Origin of the sequence: Streptomyces sp. MspMP-M5 (assembly GCF_000373585.1) — a bacterium.
Classification (GTDB): domain Bacteria; phylum Actinomycetota; class Actinomycetes; order Streptomycetales; family Streptomycetaceae; genus Streptomyces.
Map to the genome: position 1 here is coordinate 169,889 of NZ_KB891885.1, position 18,730 is coordinate 188,618.

Annotated in this window: 16 protein-coding genes; 9 read left to right on the forward strand and 7 right to left on the reverse strand. The window is 74.1% G+C overall.

The window, feature by feature from the left end:
- Window positions 1–24: 24 nt before the first annotated feature.
- The 3 genes from B073_RS0113750 (at window position 25) to B073_RS0113760 (ending at window position 2,651) form a co-directional block, all read left to right on the forward strand.
- Window positions 25–1,176 carry a lipid-transfer protein gene (locus tag B073_RS0113750; protein WP_018538677.1) on the forward strand — a complete coding sequence of 384 codons (1,152 nt, stop codon included), beginning with the start codon at window positions 25–27 and terminating at the stop codon, window positions 1,174–1,176.
- Between the two features lie 207 nt (window positions 1,177–1,383).
- The gene (locus B073_RS0113755) at window positions 1,384–1,866 is read left to right on the forward strand and encodes a Zn-ribbon domain-containing OB-fold protein (RefSeq protein WP_051094010.1); all 483 of its coding nucleotides are present in this window, start codon (window positions 1,384–1,386) and stop codon (window positions 1,864–1,866) included.
- A complete protein-coding gene (locus tag B073_RS0113760; RefSeq protein WP_018538679.1) occupies window positions 1,863–2,651 on the forward strand; it encodes an enoyl-CoA hydratase/isomerase family protein in 789 nt (262 codons plus the stop codon). Before B073_RS0113755 ends, B073_RS0113760 begins: the two co-directional genes overlap by 4 nt.
- Window positions 2,652–2,697: 46 nt before the next feature.
- On the opposite strand, the gene B073_RS0113765 is transcribed toward B073_RS0113760, so the two are convergent.
- Window positions 2,698–3,282, reverse strand: coding sequence for a hypothetical protein (locus tag B073_RS0113765; RefSeq protein WP_018538680.1), 585 nt, complete (start codon window positions 3,280–3,282; stop codon window positions 2,698–2,700).
- Between the two features lie 212 nt (window positions 3,283–3,494).
- Here B073_RS0113765 and B073_RS0113770 point away from each other — a divergent pair, with 212 nt between their 5' ends.
- Window positions 3,495–4,346 carry a hypothetical protein gene (locus B073_RS0113770; protein ID WP_018538681.1) on the forward strand — a complete coding sequence of 284 codons (852 nt, stop codon included), beginning with the start codon at window positions 3,495–3,497 and terminating at the stop codon, window positions 4,344–4,346.
- Window positions 4,347–4,397: 51 nt separating this feature from the next.
- Here B073_RS0113770 and B073_RS0113775 read toward each other — a convergent pair whose 3' ends face one another.
- Window positions 4,398–6,911, reverse strand: coding sequence for a PQQ-binding-like beta-propeller repeat protein (locus B073_RS0113775; protein ID WP_018538682.1), 2,514 nt, complete (start codon window positions 6,909–6,911; stop codon window positions 4,398–4,400).
- A gap of 811 nt (window positions 6,912–7,722) precedes the next feature.
- Here B073_RS0113775 and B073_RS0113780 point away from each other — a divergent pair.
- Window positions 7,723–8,370, forward strand: coding sequence for a TetR family transcriptional regulator (locus tag B073_RS0113780; protein ID WP_026247357.1), 648 nt, complete (start codon window positions 7,723–7,725; stop codon window positions 8,368–8,370).
- Window positions 8,371–8,826: 456 nt separating this feature from the next.
- Here the strand turns inward: B073_RS0113780 and B073_RS0113785 are convergent, their stop codons facing one another.
- Both B073_RS0113785 and B073_RS0113790 read right to left on the reverse strand, forming a co-directional pair.
- Window positions 8,827–9,342, reverse strand: a complete 516-nt coding sequence (locus B073_RS0113785; protein WP_018538684.1) for a nitroreductase family deazaflavin-dependent oxidoreductase — start codon at window positions 9,340–9,342, stop codon at window positions 8,827–8,829.
- A complete protein-coding gene (locus B073_RS0113790; protein WP_018538685.1) occupies window positions 9,342–10,676 on the reverse strand; it encodes an acyl-CoA dehydrogenase family protein in 1,335 nt (444 codons plus the stop codon). The genes B073_RS0113785 and B073_RS0113790 overlap by 1 nt, the downstream gene beginning before the upstream one ends.
- A 242-nt stretch (window positions 10,677–10,918) precedes the next feature.
- On the opposite strand from B073_RS0113790, the gene B073_RS0113795 reads away from it, so the two are divergent.
- The gene (locus B073_RS0113795; RefSeq protein ID WP_026247358.1) at window positions 10,919–12,112 is read left to right on the forward strand and encodes a thiolase C-terminal domain-containing protein; all 1,194 of its coding nucleotides are present in this window, start codon (window positions 10,919–10,921) and stop codon (window positions 12,110–12,112) included.
- Between the two features lie 129 nt (window positions 12,113–12,241).
- Window positions 12,242–13,036 (forward strand): pyridoxine/pyridoxamine 5'-phosphate oxidase, encoded by a 795-nt coding sequence (locus B073_RS0113800; RefSeq protein WP_018538687.1) that lies wholly within the window; start codon window positions 12,242–12,244, stop codon window positions 13,034–13,036.
- A gap of 93 nt (window positions 13,037–13,129) precedes the next feature.
- Here B073_RS0113800 and B073_RS0113805 read toward each other — a convergent pair whose 3' ends face one another.
- A complete protein-coding gene (locus B073_RS0113805) occupies window positions 13,130–13,579 on the reverse strand; it encodes an OB-fold domain-containing protein (RefSeq protein WP_018538688.1) in 450 nt (149 codons plus the stop codon).
- 397 nt (window positions 13,580–13,976) lie between these two features.
- Here B073_RS0113805 and B073_RS0113810 point away from each other — a divergent pair, with 397 nt between their 5' ends.
- Together B073_RS0113810 and B073_RS0113815 are read left to right on the forward strand one after the other, a co-directional pair.
- The gene (locus B073_RS0113810) at window positions 13,977–16,259 is read left to right on the forward strand and encodes an acetate--CoA ligase family protein (protein WP_018538689.1); all 2,283 of its coding nucleotides are present in this window, start codon (window positions 13,977–13,979) and stop codon (window positions 16,257–16,259) included.
- Window positions 16,260–16,422: 163 nt separating this feature from the next.
- Complete coding sequence (locus B073_RS0113815; RefSeq protein WP_018538690.1) at window positions 16,423–17,298, forward strand: enoyl-CoA hydratase/isomerase family protein; 876 nt, start codon at window positions 16,423–16,425, stop codon at window positions 17,296–17,298.
- 42 nt (window positions 17,299–17,340) lie between these two features.
- On the opposite strand, the gene B073_RS0113820 is transcribed toward B073_RS0113815, so the two are convergent.
- Together B073_RS0113820 and B073_RS0113825 are read right to left on the reverse strand one after the other, a co-directional pair.
- Complete coding sequence (locus B073_RS0113820) at window positions 17,341–17,976, reverse strand: hypothetical protein (protein WP_018538691.1); 636 nt, start codon at window positions 17,974–17,976, stop codon at window positions 17,341–17,343.
- Window positions 17,973–18,647 (reverse strand): RNA polymerase sigma factor, encoded by a 675-nt coding sequence (locus B073_RS0113825; RefSeq protein WP_078508020.1) that lies wholly within the window; start codon window positions 18,645–18,647, stop codon window positions 17,973–17,975. Before B073_RS0113825 ends, B073_RS0113820 begins: the two co-directional genes overlap by 4 nt.
- Window positions 18,648–18,730 lie beyond the last annotated feature (83 nt).

The window sequence follows — 18,730 nt, forward strand, 5'->3', positions numbered from 1 at the left end:
TGACGGCCGACCACGGAGGTGGCGATGGGGGCGACCCTCAAGGACGCTACGGCGATCGTCGGTATCGGACAGACACCCTTTGCCAAACGACTTCCGGAATCCGAGAAGACCTTGGCGTGCCGGGCGATCGTCGCCGCCCTGGACGACGCCGGGATCGCCCCCTCGGAGGTGGACGCCTTCGCCTCCTACACCATGGAGGAGACCGACGAGGTCGAGATCGCCAAGTCCATCGGCGCCGGCGACGTCACGCACTTCTCCAAGGTCGGCTACGGCGGCGGCGGTTCCTGCGCGACGGTGGGGCACCTGGCCGCGGCCGTCGCCACCGGACAGGCGAGCGTCGGCGTCGCCTGGCGCTCCCGCAAGCGCGGCTCCGGACCGCGGCCGTGGACCGACACCCGTGCCCAGCTGCCGACCCCGGGGCAGTGGACCCGGCCCTTCGGCCTGCTCCGCCCCGCCGACGAGATCGGCATGCTGGCCCGGCGCTATATGCACGAGTACGGCGCCACCCGCGACCACTTCTTCAACGTCGCCCTCGCCTGCCGCAACCGCGCCAACCAGAACCCGGCCGCGATGATGTACGACCGCCCGCTGACCCGCGAGATGTACATGACCGCCCGCTGGATCAGCGAACCGCTCTGCCTCTTCGACAACTGCCTGGAGACGGACGGCGCACTGGCCTGTGTGGTGGTGTCCGCCGAGCGCGCCCGCGACTGCCGCCGGCGCCCCGTCTATGTCCACGCCGCCGCCCAGGGCCTGCCCGCCCAGCACCACGGCATGGTCAACTACTGGAACGACGACCCGCTCACCGGCCCGGCCTGGACCGCCGCCCGGCATCTCTGGAAGGGCGCCGACCTCGGCCCGCAGGACGTCGACGTGGCACAGATCTATGACGCGTTCACCCCCCTGATCCCCCTCTCCCTGGAGGGCTACGGCTTCTGCGGACGCGGCGAGGGCGCGGCCTTCACCGAGGGCGGCGCCCTGGAGATCGGCGGCCGCCTCCCCCTCAACACCGCGGGCGGCGGCCTCTCCGAGGCGTATGTGCACGGCTTCAACCTCCTCACCGAGGGCGTCCGCCAGCTGCGCGGCACCAGCACCGCACAGGTCCCGGACGCCACCACCTGCCTCGTCACCGCGGGCGAGGGAGTGCCCACCTCCGCGCTGCTGCTGAGGAGTTGAGAACCGATGCGCGCAGACCGCCCCCCGCACGGCACCACCACCGCCACCACCGGGACCGAATCCACGACCACCCGTGACCCAGCAACCACCCCTGACTCCGCATCCGCCCGCGACGCCATGACCGCCTCCGATCCCGCGGTCGCCCGCGATTCCATCACCGCCAGTGATTCCGTAACCGCCCGCGATTCCGTGACCGTCCGTGATCTCATGACCACAAGCCTGCCACCCGCCACTGACAATCCCCCCGACCCCGCCGCCGACCTGCTGCTTCCCGTCCCCGACGACGACGGGGCGCCGTTCTGGGAGTACGCGGCCCGCGGCGAACTCCGCGCGCAGACCTGCACCGACTGCGACGAGCCGCGCTTCCCGCCCCGCCCCTGCTGCCCGCACTGCCAGTCGTTCACCGCCCACTGGCAGCGGATGAGCGGCCGCGGCCGGATCTGGTCCTACGTCGTGCCGCACCCCCCGCTGCTGCCCGCCTACGCCGCCCAGGCCCCCTACAACGCGATCATCGTGGAGCTGGCCGAGGCCCCGCGGATCCGCCTGGTGGGCAACCTCGTCGCCACCGCGGACGCCGCCCTGAACTCCGTCGACCCGGCCCGACTGCGCATCGGCGCCCCGGTGAAGGCCGTCTTCCACACCCTGCCCGGCGGAGTGACCGTCCCCCGCTGGATCCTGGAGCGGCCGTGACGTCCCCCGGGGTCCGCACCGAGACCGACGACGGGGTCGCCCTGGTCACCCTGGACCGCCCCGCCCGCCACAACGCCCTCGACCTGGCCACCGCCGCCGAACTCGCCGACATCTGGCGGGAGTTCCGCCACGACGACACGGTGCGCGCGGCGGTCCTCACCGGCACCGGCGGCCGCGCCTTCTGCACCGGCCTGGACCGCTCCGCCGACGTGCCCCAGCCGGCCTCCCCGTTCTCCCTCGACGACCCGCTGCTGCGGATCGGCCCCAAGAGCAACGACCTGTGGAAACCGGTCCTCGCCGCGGTCGAGGGGATGGCCTGCGGCGGCGCCTTCTACCTGCTCGGCGAGGCGGAGTTCATCGTCGCCGCCGAAACCGCCACCTTCTTCGACCCGCACACCACCTACGGGATGGTCAGCGCCTACGAGTCCATCCTCATGGCCCAGCGGATGCCCCACGGCGAGATCGCCCGACTCGCCCTGATGGGCACCGCGGAGCGGCTCGGCGCCCGCCGCGCCCACGAGATCGGCCTGGTCTCCGAACTGACGCCGCCCGGCGCCGCGGCCGAGACCGCACTGCGCCGCGCCGCCGTACTGGCCGCCCAGCCCACCGACGCCGTCCAGGGCACCGTCCGCGCACTGTGGGCCGCCCAGGAGGCCACCCGCGCCCAGGCACTGACACACGCCCCGCAGCTGATCGCGCTCGGCAACCTGCCCCCGGACCGCCAGGCAGCCCTGTTCGCCGCCCGCCCGCGGAACACCGGGGACGCCCCACCGCCCGTCAGATGACGCCGGACACCACCGCCCAACGGGGGCGCCAACTACCGCGCCCGGCTCACATCTTGGACTTGGTCGCCCGCGTGATCTGGCAGGTGTACCAGAACGCCTGCCAGGAGGACTGGTTCAGCGTGTACTTGGCGGTGTAGGTCTCGGTCGCGCCGGGCGCCACCACGACGCTGCGCTGGTGCTCCCCGTAGGACGAGCCGTCCGCGGGCCTGTCCTTCATCCAGTCGATCCGCATGTCGTAGGAGAACGTGCTGGTCGTGGACGGGTTGGTGATGGAGACGGTGTAGGTGAACTGGCGCAGCGAGGAGGAGAAGTCGCAGCCGCTGCCGTGGACGTCGGACCGCCCGTCCGGGTCGTACGTCTCCTGCGTCGGCGACGGCGAGTAGGTGTCGTAACTGGGCGTGTACGACGACGACGGCGTCGGGTTGGCGGGGTCGTAGCTGGAGGACGCCGAGGGCGAGGCCGTCGCCCAGCTCGGCATGACGACCTTGGGCCGGCCGAACGCGCAGCCGGCGGCCGTGGCGATCGTCAGCGCCGCCAGCCCCGCCGCGACGCCCGCCCTGAGTCCCTTCCGGACGCGGCCCGTGGTGCCTGCGGCGGCCGTCCCCCCGCGCGTACGCGTGCGCTGCTCCATGTTCTTCGACCATCCCCCGTTGCTGCGTGCGAAGACGCGCCCGCCCAGTGGGTTGACGCGTGCACGGCACCTTAGCAAGCCCCGGGGAGGGCCGGTGCGGGCCCCTGGGCGGAGTCGGTCCACATCCAGCCGTGCCTGTCTAGCGGGGGCAGACGGGCAGGCGTAGCGTCGGTCACGAGGCGGGCAGGACGAGTCGAAGCGAGGCGACGCCCGTGGTGCGCAACGTTCTCGGCTCCCTGATCGCCCTCGCCGGAGCGACGGCCGCCGTCTGGAGCCCCTTCCGTCCCTGGTACGACGGCCGTCACGGCAGCGACGTCCGGATCGAGGACCTCTTCAACGGCCTCACCCACAGCGGCGCCACGCTCTTCGGCTCCCTGGTGCTGCCGATGGCCTTCGCCGGACTGCTGACGCTGGCCGGGGTGGCACTGCGCTCCCGGCTGCTCGTCACCGTCGCCGGGCTGGTCGTCCTGGGCTTCACCATCCTGTGGATGGTCCGCCAGCTCCAGCGCTCAGGCGAACTCACCGCCGGTGCACACGGACTGGGCGTCGGCGTCGCCAACGCCCTGGGTGGCGGCGCACTGCTGATCCTGGGCGCCCTCATCATGCGCGGGCGCACCCGCCGGGTCCCCGCGCACGAGTACGAGGACGAGTACGCCTACGGGGACGCGTATGCGCGCTACGAGCCGCCGCCCGCCTCCTGGGACCCCGCCCACCGGCCCGCCGAGTGGCACCCGGAGCCGTACGGCCCGGCGCCCGGCACCCCGGACCCGACCCGATCGCGTCACCCCGTACCGCCCCCGCCCCCGTCCCCGTCCCAGCGGCCGACGCCGCCCGTGGAGTGGGGCCGGGAACTACGGCAACGCAACACGATGCCCGCCGACGAAGAGGACGACCGGCCGACCCTGCCCAACCGCCCGGCCGCCGCACCGGACCACCCGACCCTCCCGGACCGGCCCAACTGGCCGGACGAACCGGAGGCGCCGGACGGACCGGGTGGGCCGAGTGGGCCGAAGGGACCGGAAGCGCCGGACGATCACAGGCCCACCGGGCCGGACCGCCACTAGGCCGCACCGCCCCGCTGCCAGGCAGCCCGGGCTCCCTGGCTGCCTGGCTGCCTACGGCCGCCGTGCCAGCCCCGTCCCCTTCGCGGCGTCCAGTGCGTACACACAGCGGTCCTTGCTGCAGGCGTAGACCACGCCGCCGACCGCCACCGGCGAGCCGGTGATCTCCCCGCCGGTGGCCAGCTTCCAGCGCAGCTGACCGCCCATCGCGTCGAGGGTGTAGAGGCAGTGGTCGGCCGACCCGAAGTGCACCCGGCCCTCGGCGACGACCGGGGAGCCGACGACCTCGGCGCCCGCCTGGAAACGCCAGCGCGGGGTGCCCGTCACCGCGTCGAGGGTGTAGAGCGCCTTGCCGCTGCCCAGGTGGACGGCACCGTGTGCGACCAGCACCGGCTCGGTGGACTGGCGGGCCTCGGTGGCGATCCGCCAGCGGTCCCGGCCGTCCGCCGCGTCGAGGGCGTAGACCGTGCCCAGATAGTCGGCGAGGTAGAGGCCGCCACCGGTGACGGCGGGGCCGGGCGCGAAGGCGGGCGGGCTCAGGAAGACCGCGGGCGCCTCGAAGTGCCAGCGCAGCTCGCCGCGGGCGGCGTCCAACGCCAGCACCCGGGCGCCGGCGACGACGTACACCACGCCGTCCGGCGCGGGCAGCAGCCGCATCGGGACGCCGCCGCAGGACGCCGCGTCGCCGACCGGGTACGACCAGCGCTCGGCGCCGGTGCGCGCCTCCAGTGCCTTGAGCCGGCCGTCGGCCCAGACGTAGACCGTGCCGTCCTGCTGCACGGGCGCGGACTCCGGGTTCTCGAAGTCGGTCTGGGCGCCGGTGAACTCCCACAGCAGCTCGCCGGTGGCGGCCTCCCGTGCCTGGACGCCGCCGCCCCGGGTGGCCGTGACGACGGTGCCGCGGTCGGCGGTGAGGGCGTAGATCCAGCCCTCGCTGTTCAGCCGCCAGCGCTCGCCGCCGTCGTCGGCGTCCAGGGCGTAGAGCGTGGGGCCGTCAGAGGCGTGGATCCGGCCCTCGGCCACCGCCATCGCCCAGGCGACGTCACGGGTCTTGAACTTCCGCCGCCCGCTGGCCACATCGAGGGCGTGCACCTCGAACGACGTGACGTAGAGCAGTTCGTCGGCGACCACGGGGGTGCCCCAGACGTCGTTGGACATCCGGAAGCGCCACGGGCGCCAGCGGCCCGGATCGGCCGACGGCGGCTCCGGCGGGGTGGCCGGCGCGGCCTCGCCGTGGCCGCCGCCCGTGACGCCGCCCTGCTGCGGCACACCGGCCACGGGGGCGCCGGCCGGCGGGCGGACCCAGTTCGTCGCGGGGGCGGCCGCGCCGTGCTGCTGCGGGGTGTCGGCGGCGCGCGGCCCGGGCCCTATCGGGGCGTGCGAACCGCCCAGCCGCACGGGACCGCCGGCACCCTCGGGGGCCGGCGGAGCGGACGGCGGGGCGGCGGAGGCCACCGGGGCGGGCGCGCCACGGGGGTCGGCGGCGCGGTGCGCGCCGGGTCCCGCGCCGATCCGGCCGGGCCAGCCGTCGGCGGCCGGCCGGACGCTCTCGGGCCGCTGGGCGGGCGGCGGCGGTGCCTGCGGCATGGGCGGCGCGGCCACCGGCTCCTGGCGGCCGGTGTCGCGGGGCGCGGCGGCGGACCGCGCGGCGCCGGGTGCGACGGCGCCCCGGCCGCCGCCGCGCCGCCGCTCGATGAGCGCCACGGCACCGGGCGGCAGCCAGGCCGACGCGGTGCCGCTGTCGTCGCTGCCGGAGCTGAACAGGTGCGGCGCGAGCTGGGACTGGAGGTCGGCCGGGGACGGCCGGTGGGCTGCCTCCATCTGCATACAGGACTCCATCAGCGGCCGGAGCTCCGCCGGCAGCCCGGCGAGGTCCGGCCCCTCCCGGAGCAGCATGAAGACCGTCTCGACGGGGTTGGCGCCGTGGAACGGGGCGTGCCCGGTGGCGGCGAAGACCAGGGTGGAGCCCAGCGAGAAGACGTCGCTGGCGCCGGTGACGCTGCGGGAGTCGCGGGCCTGCTCCGGTGACATGTAGGCGGGGGTGCCGACGGCGACGTTGGTCATCGTCAGCCGGGTGTTGGACACCCCGGAGGCGATGCCGAAGTCGATCACCCGGGGGCCGTCCTCGACCACCAGGACGTTGGACGGCTTCAGGTCGCGGTGGACGAGCCCGGCGCCGTGGATGGACTGGAGCGCCTCCGCGATCCCGGCGGCCAGCCAGCGCACCGCCTGGACGGGCAGCGGCCCGCACTCATTGACTATCTCCTCCAGGGAGGGCGCGGGGACGTACGCCGTCGCCAGCCAGGGCACCGCGGCCCGCGGGTCGGCGTCGACCACGGCCGCGGTGTAGAAGCCGCTGACCGCGCGGGCCGCTTCTACCTCGCGGGTGAACCGGACCCGGAACAGCTGGTCCTCGGCGAGTTCGGACCGGACCGTCTTGATCGCCACGCGCCGGCCGGATGCCGACCGCGCCAGATAGACCAGGCCCATGCCGCCGGCCCCGAGACGGCCGAGCACCTCGAACGGGCCGATCCGCCGAGGATCGTGCTGCGTCAGCTGCTCCACCACTTGCCTGCCACCTCCCCGTGGGGCATAGAACGAGACTCTCCATAGCCACGGGCCGCCGAGAGCCACTGCCCCGCGCAGCGTCTCACCGCCTGGCCGAAACGGCCGTACGCACCCTGATTCTTCCTGGCCGGGCCGATGGTTGCGAACCCGGGGCCTGTCGGCCGTGTCACGACTCACCCCCTGCGATACGCAACAAGGCCATTACCCGGCGTATTCCACCCCGCCCTGACGTGCGCCGATACGTCCGGGGTCGGGTGATTGCCGAGGGGTTACCGGCCGGTTGCGGGCGGCCCGGAGGTGCCGTGCGCGGAACTTCCGCCGCTCTTCGCCCCATCCGGACGGAAGGATTCCGGACGGACGGGCCGGTGACGAGATCCCGGGCGGCCCGTCGGCACCCGATGGATGCCCGGATCTGCCGCCGGCCCCCGTGGCCGAAACTCGCCCACTTCCCCGCCCGCGTTCCCCGCCCGTGCCCGTACGCATGCCCTCCCCCGCCGCCGCTCTGCGTCAATGGATCAATTCTGCGTCGCCCAGGGCGATTTCGAGGTCAGGACACCGCGCGTGGCGCACGGATTCCGCCGCCGCCACCGCCCGGAGCCGCCGGTCCCGCAGCGGACCCTTGTCCACCAAAGTTGTCCACAGGCTGTTGATAACAGCATTCACTGGATCGGACCAACGGTCGGCCGTCCGGCCCGGGCCGCGAGCGGGCCCGCAACCAGGGCGGCAACGGGCGCCCGACGACCCGAACTCCCCGGTCCCCATTTGCAGGCAGCCAAATCGCGCTCCGATCACCCCTCGGTAAGCTGACGGCATGACAGGACAAGTTCGAACCGTCGACGGCAGAGTTGCCGGTCGCCGCGGACAGGCGACGCGGCAAAAGCTTCTCGACTGCCTCAGTGAAATGCTCAGTTCGTCCCCCTACCGGGACGTCAAAGTCATCGATGTGGCCCGAAAAGCGGGCACTTCACCCGCGACGTTCTATCAGTACTTCCCCGACGTCGAAGGCGCGGTCCTCGAAATCGCCGAAGAGATGGCGAAAGAGGGCGCGAGCCTGACCAATCTGGTCGCCGAACGCTCCTGGGTGGGCAAGTCCGGTTGGCAGGCCGCGGAAGAACTGGTCGACGGCTTCCTCTCCTTCTGGCGCAAGCACGATGCGATCCTGCGCGTCGTCGACCTGGGTGCCGCCGAGGGCGACAAGCGGTTCTACAAGATCCGCATGAAGATCCTCAACGCGGTCACCAACTCCCTTACGGAGTCGATCCAGGAGCTCCAGGCCAAGAACAAGGTCGACAAGGACGTCAGCGCGGCGGCCATGGCCGGTTCCATCGTCGCGATGCTGGCGGCGGTCGCCGGCCACCAGAAGGGCTTCCAGAGCTGGGGCGTCAAGCAGGCCGAGCTCAAGCCCAATCTGGCGCTGCTGGTCCACTTCGGCATCACCGGCAAGAAGCCGACCAAGTAGCCGGCCAGGTAGCCGGCCTCCCGAAGCGCCGGCCCCAGTAGTCCGCGCCGGGTCGCCGCACCACCGGGAACGCCGCTTCGCCGTACGGCCGTATCGCCGGTGCCACCGCGCCGGGAACGCCGCACCTCAACGCCGCACCTCGGCAGCCGCACTGCCGCCGGGGAGCCGGAGCTTCCAGAGCCTCCGGAGTTCCCCCGATGTCCCGTCGCTTCCGGGGCAGTTCGACCTCCGTCCTGTAACCGTCCTGCCATAGCTGTACACCACACGCAGCCGGGTGCCGACCGCCCTCCAGGGCCGTACGGCACCCGCTGCGTGTACGGGGGCGGTTCGCGTCGCATCCGGCATCCGGGGCCCGACATCCAGTACCCGATACCCGGTACCCATTACCCGACACCTGGCATTCGACTTTCGGTATTCGGTACTCGGCATGTGAGCAGGGCCCGTTCGGTGCTCTTTTCAGCAGCGGTCCAGGCGGTCCGGCCCATCCACGCCGTCCAGCCGGTCCAACCGCTCCAGCCGGAACAGCCGGATCTCCCGTTCCACCCGCGCCTGATAGGCCGCGTACGGCGGCCAGAACGCAAGCGCCGCCCGCCAGGCCCGTTCGCGCTCCTCCCCGGTCAGCAGCCGGGCCCGCACCAAGATGTCCCGGCCCCGCCAACTCACCGTCGCCTCCGGGTTCTTCAGGAGATTTCCGGTCCAGGCAGGATGCCCCGGGCGCCCGAAGTTACTGCCGACCAGTAGCCAGCCGCCGTTGTCCTGCGGCATACAGGCCAGTGGAGTGCGCCGCGGCAGGCCGCTGCGGGCACCGGTCGCGGTCAGCACCACGCAGGGCAGCATCCGCGTACTGAGCAGCGTCTTTCCGCCGGACAGCCGGTGGACGGCGCGGTCCAGCGCCGGGATGACGTGCGGTGCGATCCGCGCGAACGCCCGGGTCGCGGAGATCTTCTGCACCAGCCGCGCACGGCGGTCCATCAGGCGCCGACCGCCTCTCGCGCCGCCGGATCGGCAACGGCGCCCGCGCTCTCGCCGGCACCGAACAGGCCCGCCTGCTCGGCCGCCCGGGCCCGCAGCCGGTGCACCGGCCCCAGCAGCAGTTCGTCACCGGCCGCCCGCTGGAAGCAGAGGTGCGCCGCGTCCTCCCCGGTGGAGCCGACCCCGCCGGGCAACCGCACCGCCTCCGCGGCCACCGCGCGCAGCGCCTCCAGCCCTTGCGCCAGCGCCAACGCGCCCAGCCCGGGTTCGGCACGCCCGCCGCCCGCCGCCCAGGCCGCGTGGTACGCCGCCGAGCGCGCCCCCTGCACCGCCACATACAGCTCGACCAGCCGGCGCTGCACCGCCTGGAAGGCGCCGTCCGGCCGCCCACCCCGGTTGCGCTCCCGGACCCGGTCGACCGTACGGGACAGCGTCGCGTCGGCCGCGCCGACCGCCTCGGCCGCCAGGCACGCGGCCGCCGTCGCCCCGGTGGCGGCCAGCGCCGCGGCCGCCGCCTCCGCCGCGCGGCCGCCGTCCCCGTTCCCACCCCCGTTTCCGTTCCGGCCCCTGTCCCCGTTCCGGTCCCCGTCCCCGTTCCCGGATGGGGCCTCTCCCAGCAACTCGGCCGCCACATCGCGGAGTTCGACGCGCGCCTGTGGCCGGGCGCCGTCCGGCGCCGCCTGCCGGGTCCGCAGCAGCCCCGGTGCCGCCGTCCCGTCCGCCCCCTTCGCCCGTACGGCGAAGAGCAGGGTGCGGCTGTGCGCGAACCCGCCGGTGTGCGCCGCGACGACCAGTACGTCCGCGGTGTGCCCGTCCAGGACGCGGCCCGCCTCCCCGTAGAGCCGCCAGCCTTGGCCGACGGCCCGTGCCTGGATTCCCCCGGCCCGGCCGCCGCCGGCCCAGTCGCCGTCGTTGGGCCCGGTCAGCGCCAGCGCGGTGGCCAGCTGCCCGCCCGGTACGGCGAGGGTGGCAGTCAGCTCCCCGGTGGCAAGTCCCGGCAGCAGTTCGGCGCGCAGGCGCTCCCCGCCCAGCGCCAGGATCAGCGGGGCGGCCAGCACGGTGGTGGCGATCAGCGGCGCGGGGAGGACGGCGCGGCCGGTCTCCTCGCAGGCCAGGGCAAGTTCGGTGGGCCCGCGGCCGCGGCCGCCGTACGCGGTGGGCAGGGTCAGACCGGGCAGGCCGGCCTCCCGGGCGAGCCGCCGCCACAGCTCCGGGTCGTGGCCCGACGGGTTCCGGGCCGCCGCCCTCACCTCCTCCGAACCACAGCCCTTGCCCAGTAGTGCGCGCAGGGTGCGGCGGATCTCGTCCTGCTCCTCGGTGAACGCGGCATCCATCGGCGGGCTCCTCCCGGCCGTGCGGCGAACCCCGCCCACTCGGCCGGGATCCACAACTGGCAGCGTCCGGATCCACCGGGGCTCCGGCCCCAACAGGGACCGGGACGGGCAGGGATATGAATCTGACGGGGCGTCATAGTAGGGAGAGGGCCGGCACTTTCCTAGAGAGACGGCACCCCTCAGCCCGGAAAGAGCGGGGTCGATCCGGGGCGACGGCAAGACATCTGATGTACCGTCAGATCATGCCGCTGACGTCAGGCACCACCCCCTCCCGGAAGCGCAAGGTCGCCGTCGCCGGAGTCGCGCTCTCCGACTGCGGACGGGTGGACGAGGCCACCCCGTACACCCTGCACGCCCAGGCCGCCCGCCGGGCGCTCGCCGATTCCGGGCTCGACCGGTCGGTGATCGACGGCTTCGCCTCGGCCGGCCTCGGCACCCTCGCCCCCGTCGAAGTCGCCGCATACCTGGGGCTGCGCCCCACCTGGGTGGACTCCACCACGGTCGGCGGCGCCACCTGGGAGGTGATGGCCGCGCACGCCGCCGACGCGATCGCGGCCGGCCACGCGAACGCCGTCCTCCTCGTCTACGGCTCCACGGCGCGCGCCGACCTCAAGGCCGGGCGCCGCACCGCCAACCTCTCCTTCGGCTCCCGGGGCCCGCTCCAGTTCGAGGCCCCCTACGGGCACACCCTGATCGCCAAATACGCGATGGCCGCGCGCCGCCATCAGCACCAGTACGGGACGACCCTGGAACAGCTGGCCGAGATAGCCGTCCAGGCACGCGCCAACGCGGCCGCCAACCCCGACGCCATGTACCGCGAACCGATCACCGTGGACGCGGTGCTGTCCGGCCCGATGATCGCCGACCCGTTCACCAAGCTGCACTGCTGCATCCGCTCCGACGGCGGCTGCGCGGTACTGCTGGTCGCCGAGGACTACGTGCCCGACCTGGCCAAACGCCCGGTCTGGGTGCTCGGTTCGGGCACCGCCGTCTCGCACACGTCCATGGCGGAGTGGGACGACTTCACCGTCTCCCCCGCCGCCGTCTCCGGCCGGCTCGCCTTCGAACGCGCCGGCGTCCGCCCCGCCGAGATCGACCTCGCCGAGATCTACGACGCCTTCACCTACATGACCCTGGTGACGTTGGAGGACCTGGGCTTCTGCGCCAAAGGGGAGGGCGGCGCGTTCGTCGAGAAGGGGCGGCTGCTGCGGGACGGCGCGCTGCCGGTCAATACCGACGGCGGCGGACTGGCCGCCTGCCATCCCGGTATGCGGGGGCTGTTCCTGCTGGTCGAGGCGGTCCGCCAGCTCCGCGGCGAAGCCGGCCCGGGCCGCCAGGTCCACAAGAAGGGCGGCGCCCTGCCGCGGCTCGCGGTGGCGTCCGGCACCGGCGGCTGGTTCTGCTCGTCGGGGACGGTGGTGCTGGGGACGGGCTGACGGGGCGGGGGCGATCCGCTGCCCCTAGTGGTCGCCGTGGAGGCGGCCGTTGCGGAGACCGCCGCCCCCGGCACGCGTCCACCGCCTCCTCCGGCGCGTGTGGCCGGTGCCCCGCGTACGCTGCCCGACATGCCCGATCACACGGACCACACGGATCACCGCGCCGACGGGGCCACGCCCGGCCCCGGGCCGTCCCTGGAAACCGGCACCGGCGCCGGCATCGGCACCGATGCAGGTGCAGGCACCGCCACCGGCGCGGGCGGCGACGCTGACGCCTTCCGTGCGCTGCTGCGCGGCCTGCGGGTCTGGGAGGGGGAGCTGCCGTCGTTCGACCCGGAGGGGGCGCCCGGCGAGCCGTTGCCGCTGTTCCGGCAGTGGCTGCGGGAGGCCGCCGAGGCCGGTGTCCCCGAGCCGCACACCATGTCGCTGGCCACGGCGGACGCGGCCGGCGACCCGTCCGTGCGCATCGTGATGCTGCACGACGCGGACGAGCGCGGCTGGCACTTCGGCACCCACCGCGGCAGCCGCAAGGGCCGTGAGCTGGCCGTCCGTCCGCGGGCCGCACTGGCCTTCTACTGGGCGGCGGTCGGCCGTCAGGTGCGGGTGCGGGGCACGGTGGCCGCGGCGAGCCCCGAGGAGAGCGTGGCCGATCTGCACCGCCGCTCCACGGGCGCGCTGGCCGCCGCCCTGGTGGGCCACCAGAGCGAGGTACTCGGCTCGGCCGCCGAGCTGGCCCGCACCGCGGACGCCGCCTGGGAGCGCGCTCGGCGCGAACCGGACGCGCCGGTCCCGAGCTGGACGCTGTACGTACTGCGCGCCGACGAGGTCGAGTTCTTCCAGGGCGATCAGCATCGGCGCCAGCACGTACGCCTCAACTACCGCCGCACGGAGGATGGTTGGGAGCGGGAGCTGCTCTGGCCGTGAGGTGAGCGGGCCGGCCGTCGGCACACGAGGGGTTCGGGTTCACGCCGACCGTCGAAACACGGGGGGCACGCCGACCTTCGGCACACAAGGGATTCACGCCGGCCGGAAGACCGGTACGGCGTATCCGCCGTCCGCCTCCGCAACGCCACCGGCCGCCTCGACCGGCTCCGCCGGCTCGGTGCGGAAGTGGACCATGAGCGGCATCCCGATCCGCAGGTGCGGCTCTGCGCAGTCGATCACCTCGGTCATCATCCGGGGCCCTTCGGCCAGTTCGACGACGGCCGCCACGTACGGGACGCGGCCGCCGAAGGGCGGGAGGTCGTTACGGTGCACCACGGACCAGGTATAGAGGGTGGCACGGCCGCCGGCCGGCTCCCAGACGACGTCCTCGCTCCAGCAGTACGGGCAGAACTCGCGCGGGTAGTGGTGCGCCGCCCCGCACCCCCCGGCCCGGCACCGGCGCAGCAGCAGCCGCCCCTCGGCCGCCGCCGCCCAGTAGGGCCGGGTGAAAGCGTCCACCTCCGGCAGATCGAACCGCGCCACCGCGCGCCCCGCCCCGCCCGCACCCCTGGTCCCACCCGCGTCCTGCGTCCGCCCCGCACCCCCGGTGTGCGTCGCCTCCCGCGCCGTCATCGAACCACCCGCCCTGCGCTCACTCTCGCTCTCGCCATCTCGGCCTGACGGTACGTCAGTTCAGCTCATCACCCACCCGGCCGCAAGAGGGAGCCCGACCCTCCGAGGGGCGCCAGCCCGAGGAGTACCCCCTGCAGGAGCGCTCTCGCTGTCCCGCACCACCCCCCAACACCCGCCACCCAACCTTTCCCCGCACACCCATTCCTGACATGCCATCAGTTCAGTAATCTGACTAAGTGTCAGCTACGGCTGAGCGCGGTACGGCGCGCAGTCCACGAGAGCCGTCACACAGGAGCGGGCGTCTGCGATGCTTGGATCGACTCACGGCACCCTCACCACGCACTCCCGGCCGGCCCGCGTCGTGGCCTGCGGGGAGCACCCACCCCACACCGTCCACGGCATCAGCGACGCCGGCGGGTCCGAAGGCCCAGGTGCTACCGGCGGCGACGGCTCCGCGGCCGTCCGGGCCGTCGCCGACCGGGACGTCAGCGGCCGCCCGCTGTACGCACCCGTGCCGGACCTGGACCGCTTCTTCCGGCCCGAGTCGGTGGCCGTGATCGGCGCCTCGGACAGCGAGGGCCGCCCCAACACCGGCATCACCCGGCAGCTGATCGCCTGGGCGGAACGGGTCGGCGCCCGGCTCCACCCGGTCAACCCCGGGCGCGAGCAGGTCTTCGGCCTGCGCTGCCACGCCGGCGTCGCCGACCTGCCGGAGACCGTCGACCTCGCGGTACTGCTGGTCGGCGACCCGCTGCCGGTCATCGGGCAACTGGCCGAGGCCAAGGTGAAGTTCGCGGTCGCCTTCGCCTCCGGCTTCGCCGAGACCGGCGAGGACGGCGCGGCCGCCCAGGCCCGGCTGGCCGAGGCCGTCGCCGGCTCGGGCCTGCGGCTGCTCGGCCCCAACACCAACCTCAACGCCTTCGAGAGGTTCCGCGACGACCTCGACGGCCCGGCCGTCGCCCTGATCACGCAGTCGGGCCACCAGGGCCGCCCGGTCTTCGCCCTCCAGGAGCTGGGCGTCCGCCTCTCGCACTGGGCCCCGACGGGCAACGAGGCCGACCTGGAGACTGCCGACTTCCTCTCCTACTTCGCCTCCCGTCCCGAGGTCGGCGCGATCGCCGCGTATGTGGAAGGGCTCAAGGACGGCCGCAGCTTCCTGCTGGCCGCCGACCGCGCCGCCCGCAACAAGGTGCCGGTGGTCGTCGTCAAGGTCGGCCGCACCGAGACCGGCGCCCGGACCGCCGCCTCGCACACCGGCAAACTCACCGGCGCGGACGAGGTGGTGGACGCCGCGATGCGGCAGTTCGGCGTGATCCGGGTGGATGGGCTGGACGAGCTCCAGGACACCGCGGCGCTGCTGGCCCGCGCCAGGAAGCCCACCGCCGAGGGCGTAGCGGTCTATTCGATCTCCGGCGGCACCGGCGCGCACTTCGCCGACCTGGCGACCGCGGCGGGCCTGAGCCTCCCCACCCTGTCCGACGCCAAGCAGACCGAACTCCACCAGTGGATACCGGGCTACCTCAACGTCACCAACCCGATCGACAACGGCGGGCACCCGGTCGGCGACTGGCGCGGCCGCAAGATCATCGACGCGCTCCTCGCCGACCCGTCCGTGGGCGTCCTGATCTGCCCGATCACCGGCCCCTTCCCGCCCATGAGCGACAGGCTGGCACAGGACCTCGTGGACGCGGCGGAGCAGACCGACAAGCTGGTGTGCGTCGTCTGGGGCTCGCCGGTCGGCACCGAGGACGCCTATCGCCGCACCCTTCTCGGCTCCTCCCGGGTGGCGACCTTCCGCATCTTCGCCAACTGCATCACCGCCGTCCGCGCCTATCTGGACCACCACCGCTTCACCGCGCACTACCGCTCCCCCTTCGACGACGCGCCCCGCGCGGCCTCCCCCTCCGCCCGCAAGGCCCAGGCCCTGCTGCGTCCCGGCCGGCAGCTCAGCGAGCACGCGGCGAAGCAGCTGCTGCGCGCCTACGGCATCCGCGTACCGCGGGAACAGCTGGTGACCAGCGCGGCGGCGGCCGTCCGGGCGGCGAGCCTGGTCGGCTATCCGGTGGTGCTGAAGGGCTCCGGACCGGAGCTGGCCCACAAGTCCGAACTCGGGCTCGTCAAGGTCGGGTTGACCTCGGCCAGCCAGGTCCGCGAGACCTACCGCGAGCTGACCGAGATCGCCCGCTACGAGGACCTGCCGCTGGACGGCATACTCGTCTGCCAGATGATCGAACGCGGCGTCGAGATGGTCGTCGGCGTCACCCCCGACCCGCTCTTCGGGCCGACCGTCTCCGTCGGCCTCGGCGGGGTGCTGGTGGAGGTCCTCCAGGACATCGCGGTGGGCGTCCCGCCCTTCGGGGAGCAGCACGCCCGCACCATGCTCCGCCGCCTGCGCGGCCACGCCCTCCTGGAGGGCGTCCGCGGTATGCCGCCCGCGGACACCGACGCACTGGTCGAGACCGTGCTGCGGGTGCAGCGGATGGCCATGGAACTCGACGGCGAACTGGCGGAGTTGGACATCAACCCGCTGGTCGTCCTGGAACGCGGTCAGGGCGCGGTGGCCGTGGACGCCCTGGCGATCTGCCACTGACCACCGGCCGGCCGGCGGCCCCCCGCCCGGCCGCCCTCGCGGGCCCCGCCCCTTCCACCACACCGACATCCGCCACGGAGCCGGCCGCCACCCAGCCCTCCGCCACACCCTTGCCCACCGCGCCCGTACTCCCGTCCGCCCACTTCCCTGGAGCCACTCCCCCATGACGCCCGCACCTTCCCCTCGTCCCACTGCTGCCGAACCCGCCGACTCCGCCGAACCCACCGGACCGGCCGAACTCGCCGAACCCCTCGATTCATTGATACTGCGCGCCACTGACAACGGCGTCGCCCAGCTCACCCTCAACCGCCCGGATGCCCTCAACGCCCTCACCCGGGAGATGCGCGAACGCCTCATCGGCCTGCTCGCGGACGCCTCCGCCGACCCGGACGTGCGCGCCGTGGTGCTCACCGGGACCGGCAAGGGCTTCTGTGCCGGCGCCGACCTGCGCGGCGCGCCGGCCGTCGGCGACCGGGTCGCGGGCGACGTCGCGCGGATGATCCGGAACGGCGCCCAGCGGTTCATCGCCGCCGTACTGGACTGCGAGAAGCCGGTGATCGCCGCCGTCAACGGCACCGCCGCCGGGATCGGCGCGCATCTCGCGTTCGCCTGCGACCTGGTGCTGGCCGCCGAATCGGCGCGCTTCATCGAGGTGTTCGTGCGCCGCGGTCTGGTCCCGGACGGCGGCGGCGCCTATCTGCTGCCGCGGCTCGTCGGCCCGCAGCGCGCCAAGGAGCTGATGTTCTTCGGCGACGCCGTACCGGCCGCCGACGCCGCCCGGCTGGGCCTGGTCAACCGGGTCGTGCCCGACGGGGAGCTGGCACGCACCGCCCGGGAGTGGGCCGAGCGCCTCGCCGCCGGCCCCACCCGCGCGCTCGCCCTCACCAAGGCGCTGGTCAACGCCTCCCTCGACGCCGACCGCGGCGCCGCCTTCGCGGCCGAGGCCACCGCCCAGGAGATCAACATGACGACGGCGGACGCCCGGGAAGGCGTCGCGTCCTTCGTCGAACGCCGCCGCCCCACGTTCCAGGGGAAGTGAAGCCGCGCCCCGCCCACCCCGGTCGCCCACTCCCCAGGGCGCTCACCCCCCAGGGCACTCCGGTACCTCCCGGGTATTACGGGTGCGCACCCCGGGCAGCCATCCCTCCGCCCCCTGCCCGGTGCGCACCAGGTACCACCGGGTGGAGGTGACGCCCTCTTCGTCCCGCACCAACTGCCCGTCCGTCACCACGCACCGGGCCGTCACCACCTCCCCGTGCCACACCCGGCCCGCGGTGTTCCCGCGCGCCGCGTACGCCCGGTGCGGGTCCCTGGCCAGCCGCAGCGCGCACTCCAGGGTGTGCGGGGCGCGGCAGGCCGTCTCGCTGTTGTAGACCGTGAGCGGCACACTCGGCGGCGGCCCGGCCGGTCTGACGTCCACGGCCTCCGGCCGCAGCAGCGCCCACCACACCCCCAGGACCACCGCCGCCACGGCTGCCGCGACCGCCAGCGCGACGGCATACGGGCGCCGCCGCGGCAGCCCGACCACGGTGGCGCCGCCCCGGGGCGCGGGGCCCCCCGCCCGCCCGTCCACCGCGGGCTCCCTGATCCGCTCCCACAGGCCGCCGGGCGTCTCGATCGCCTCGTCGGCCGCCCGAAGTCTCGCCCGCAGCAGTGCCTCGACCTCGTCCTGCCCACCCGCGCCGCCTTGTGGCCCCGCGCCCACCGTGCCGCTCACCTCCCGGCCTGCCCGTGCTCCGATTCAACGAGGTACGCGCGCAGCCTGTCCAGGGCCCGCGCCCGGTGCCGGGCGGCGGTGCCGCGGTGCACCTTCATGATCTTCGCGGCCTGATCGATCGTGTAGCCGTCCAGGTCGACGAGGATGACGATCCCCGCCTGCCGGTGCGAGAGCCGCCCCAGCAGCCGCACCGCCTCCAGCTCCGCGTGCCGCCGCGCGACCCCGCCGTCCCACTCGCCGAACCCGCCGCCGGCGGCCGGCGCCGCCCCGACGCCGGCCCCGTCCACCTCGTCGACCTCCTCGACCAGCACCTGCCGCCGCTCCTTGCGGTACGCGTCCCGGGCGACGCTGAGGACGGCGGTGAAGGCATAGGCGTACGGCTCCGGGTGGGCGAGGAAACGCTGTGGACGGGCGGCGAGTTTGAGGTACGCCTCGTGCACCACGTCCTCCGCGGACTGGCGGGTGCCGGCCAGCATCACGGCCCGGCGGTAGAGCCGCGGCAGCAGCCCGCAGAAGACCTCGTCGAACGCCGCCGCGGCGGTGGCCCCGGAGTCCGGCGGCCTCCCGGAGGCCGTCGGCGACCGCGGCGGGGACGAACTGACGGGGCCACCTGGACGGTCCCCCTGGGAACGTGCGTCCGACCGGGAGGTCGGCGGTGTCGCATCGGCCATGTACCGGAACACTCCCCCGTGCTTGGCTACGGCGCGGCCGAGGCGGAACGTACCCGAGCGCTCGGCGGTCAATCAGGAACGCG

Coding starts and splice junctions, on each gene's coding strand:
- B073_RS0113785 (WP_018538684.1), bottom strand. CDS start 9,342: ATGGACCGCCGTGCGCGGCTGGTGCAGAAGATCTCCGCGACCCGGGCG.
- B073_RS0113795 (WP_026247358.1), top strand. CDS start 10,919: ATGCCGCTGACGTCAGGCACCACCCCCTCCCGGAAGCGCAAGGTCGCC.
- B073_RS0113800 (WP_018538687.1), top strand. CDS start 12,242: ATGCCCGATCACACGGACCACACGGATCACCGCGCCGACGGGGCCACG.
- B073_RS0113825 (WP_078508020.1), bottom strand. CDS start 18,647: ATGGCCGATGCGACACCGCCGACCTCCCGGTCGGACGCACGTTCCCAG.
- B073_RS0113815 (WP_018538690.1), top strand. CDS start 16,423: ATGACGCCCGCACCTTCCCCTCGTCCCACTGCTGCCGAACCCGCCGAC.
- B073_RS0113790 (WP_018538685.1), bottom strand. CDS start 10,676: ATGGATGCCGCGTTCACCGAGGAGCAGGACGAGATCCGCCGCACCCTG.
- B073_RS0113765 (WP_018538680.1), bottom strand. CDS start 3,282: ATGGAGCAGCGCACGCGTACGCGCGGGGGGACGGCCGCCGCAGGCACC.
- B073_RS0113780 (WP_026247357.1), top strand. CDS start 7,723: ATGACAGGACAAGTTCGAACCGTCGACGGCAGAGTTGCCGGTCGCCGC.
- B073_RS0113755 (WP_051094010.1), top strand. CDS start 1,384: ATGACCACAAGCCTGCCACCCGCCACTGACAATCCCCCCGACCCCGCC.
- B073_RS0113810 (WP_018538689.1), top strand. CDS start 13,977: ATGCTTGGATCGACTCACGGCACCCTCACCACGCACTCCCGGCCGGCC.
- B073_RS0113750 (WP_018538677.1), top strand. CDS start 25: ATGGGGGCGACCCTCAAGGACGCTACGGCGATCGTCGGTATCGGACAG.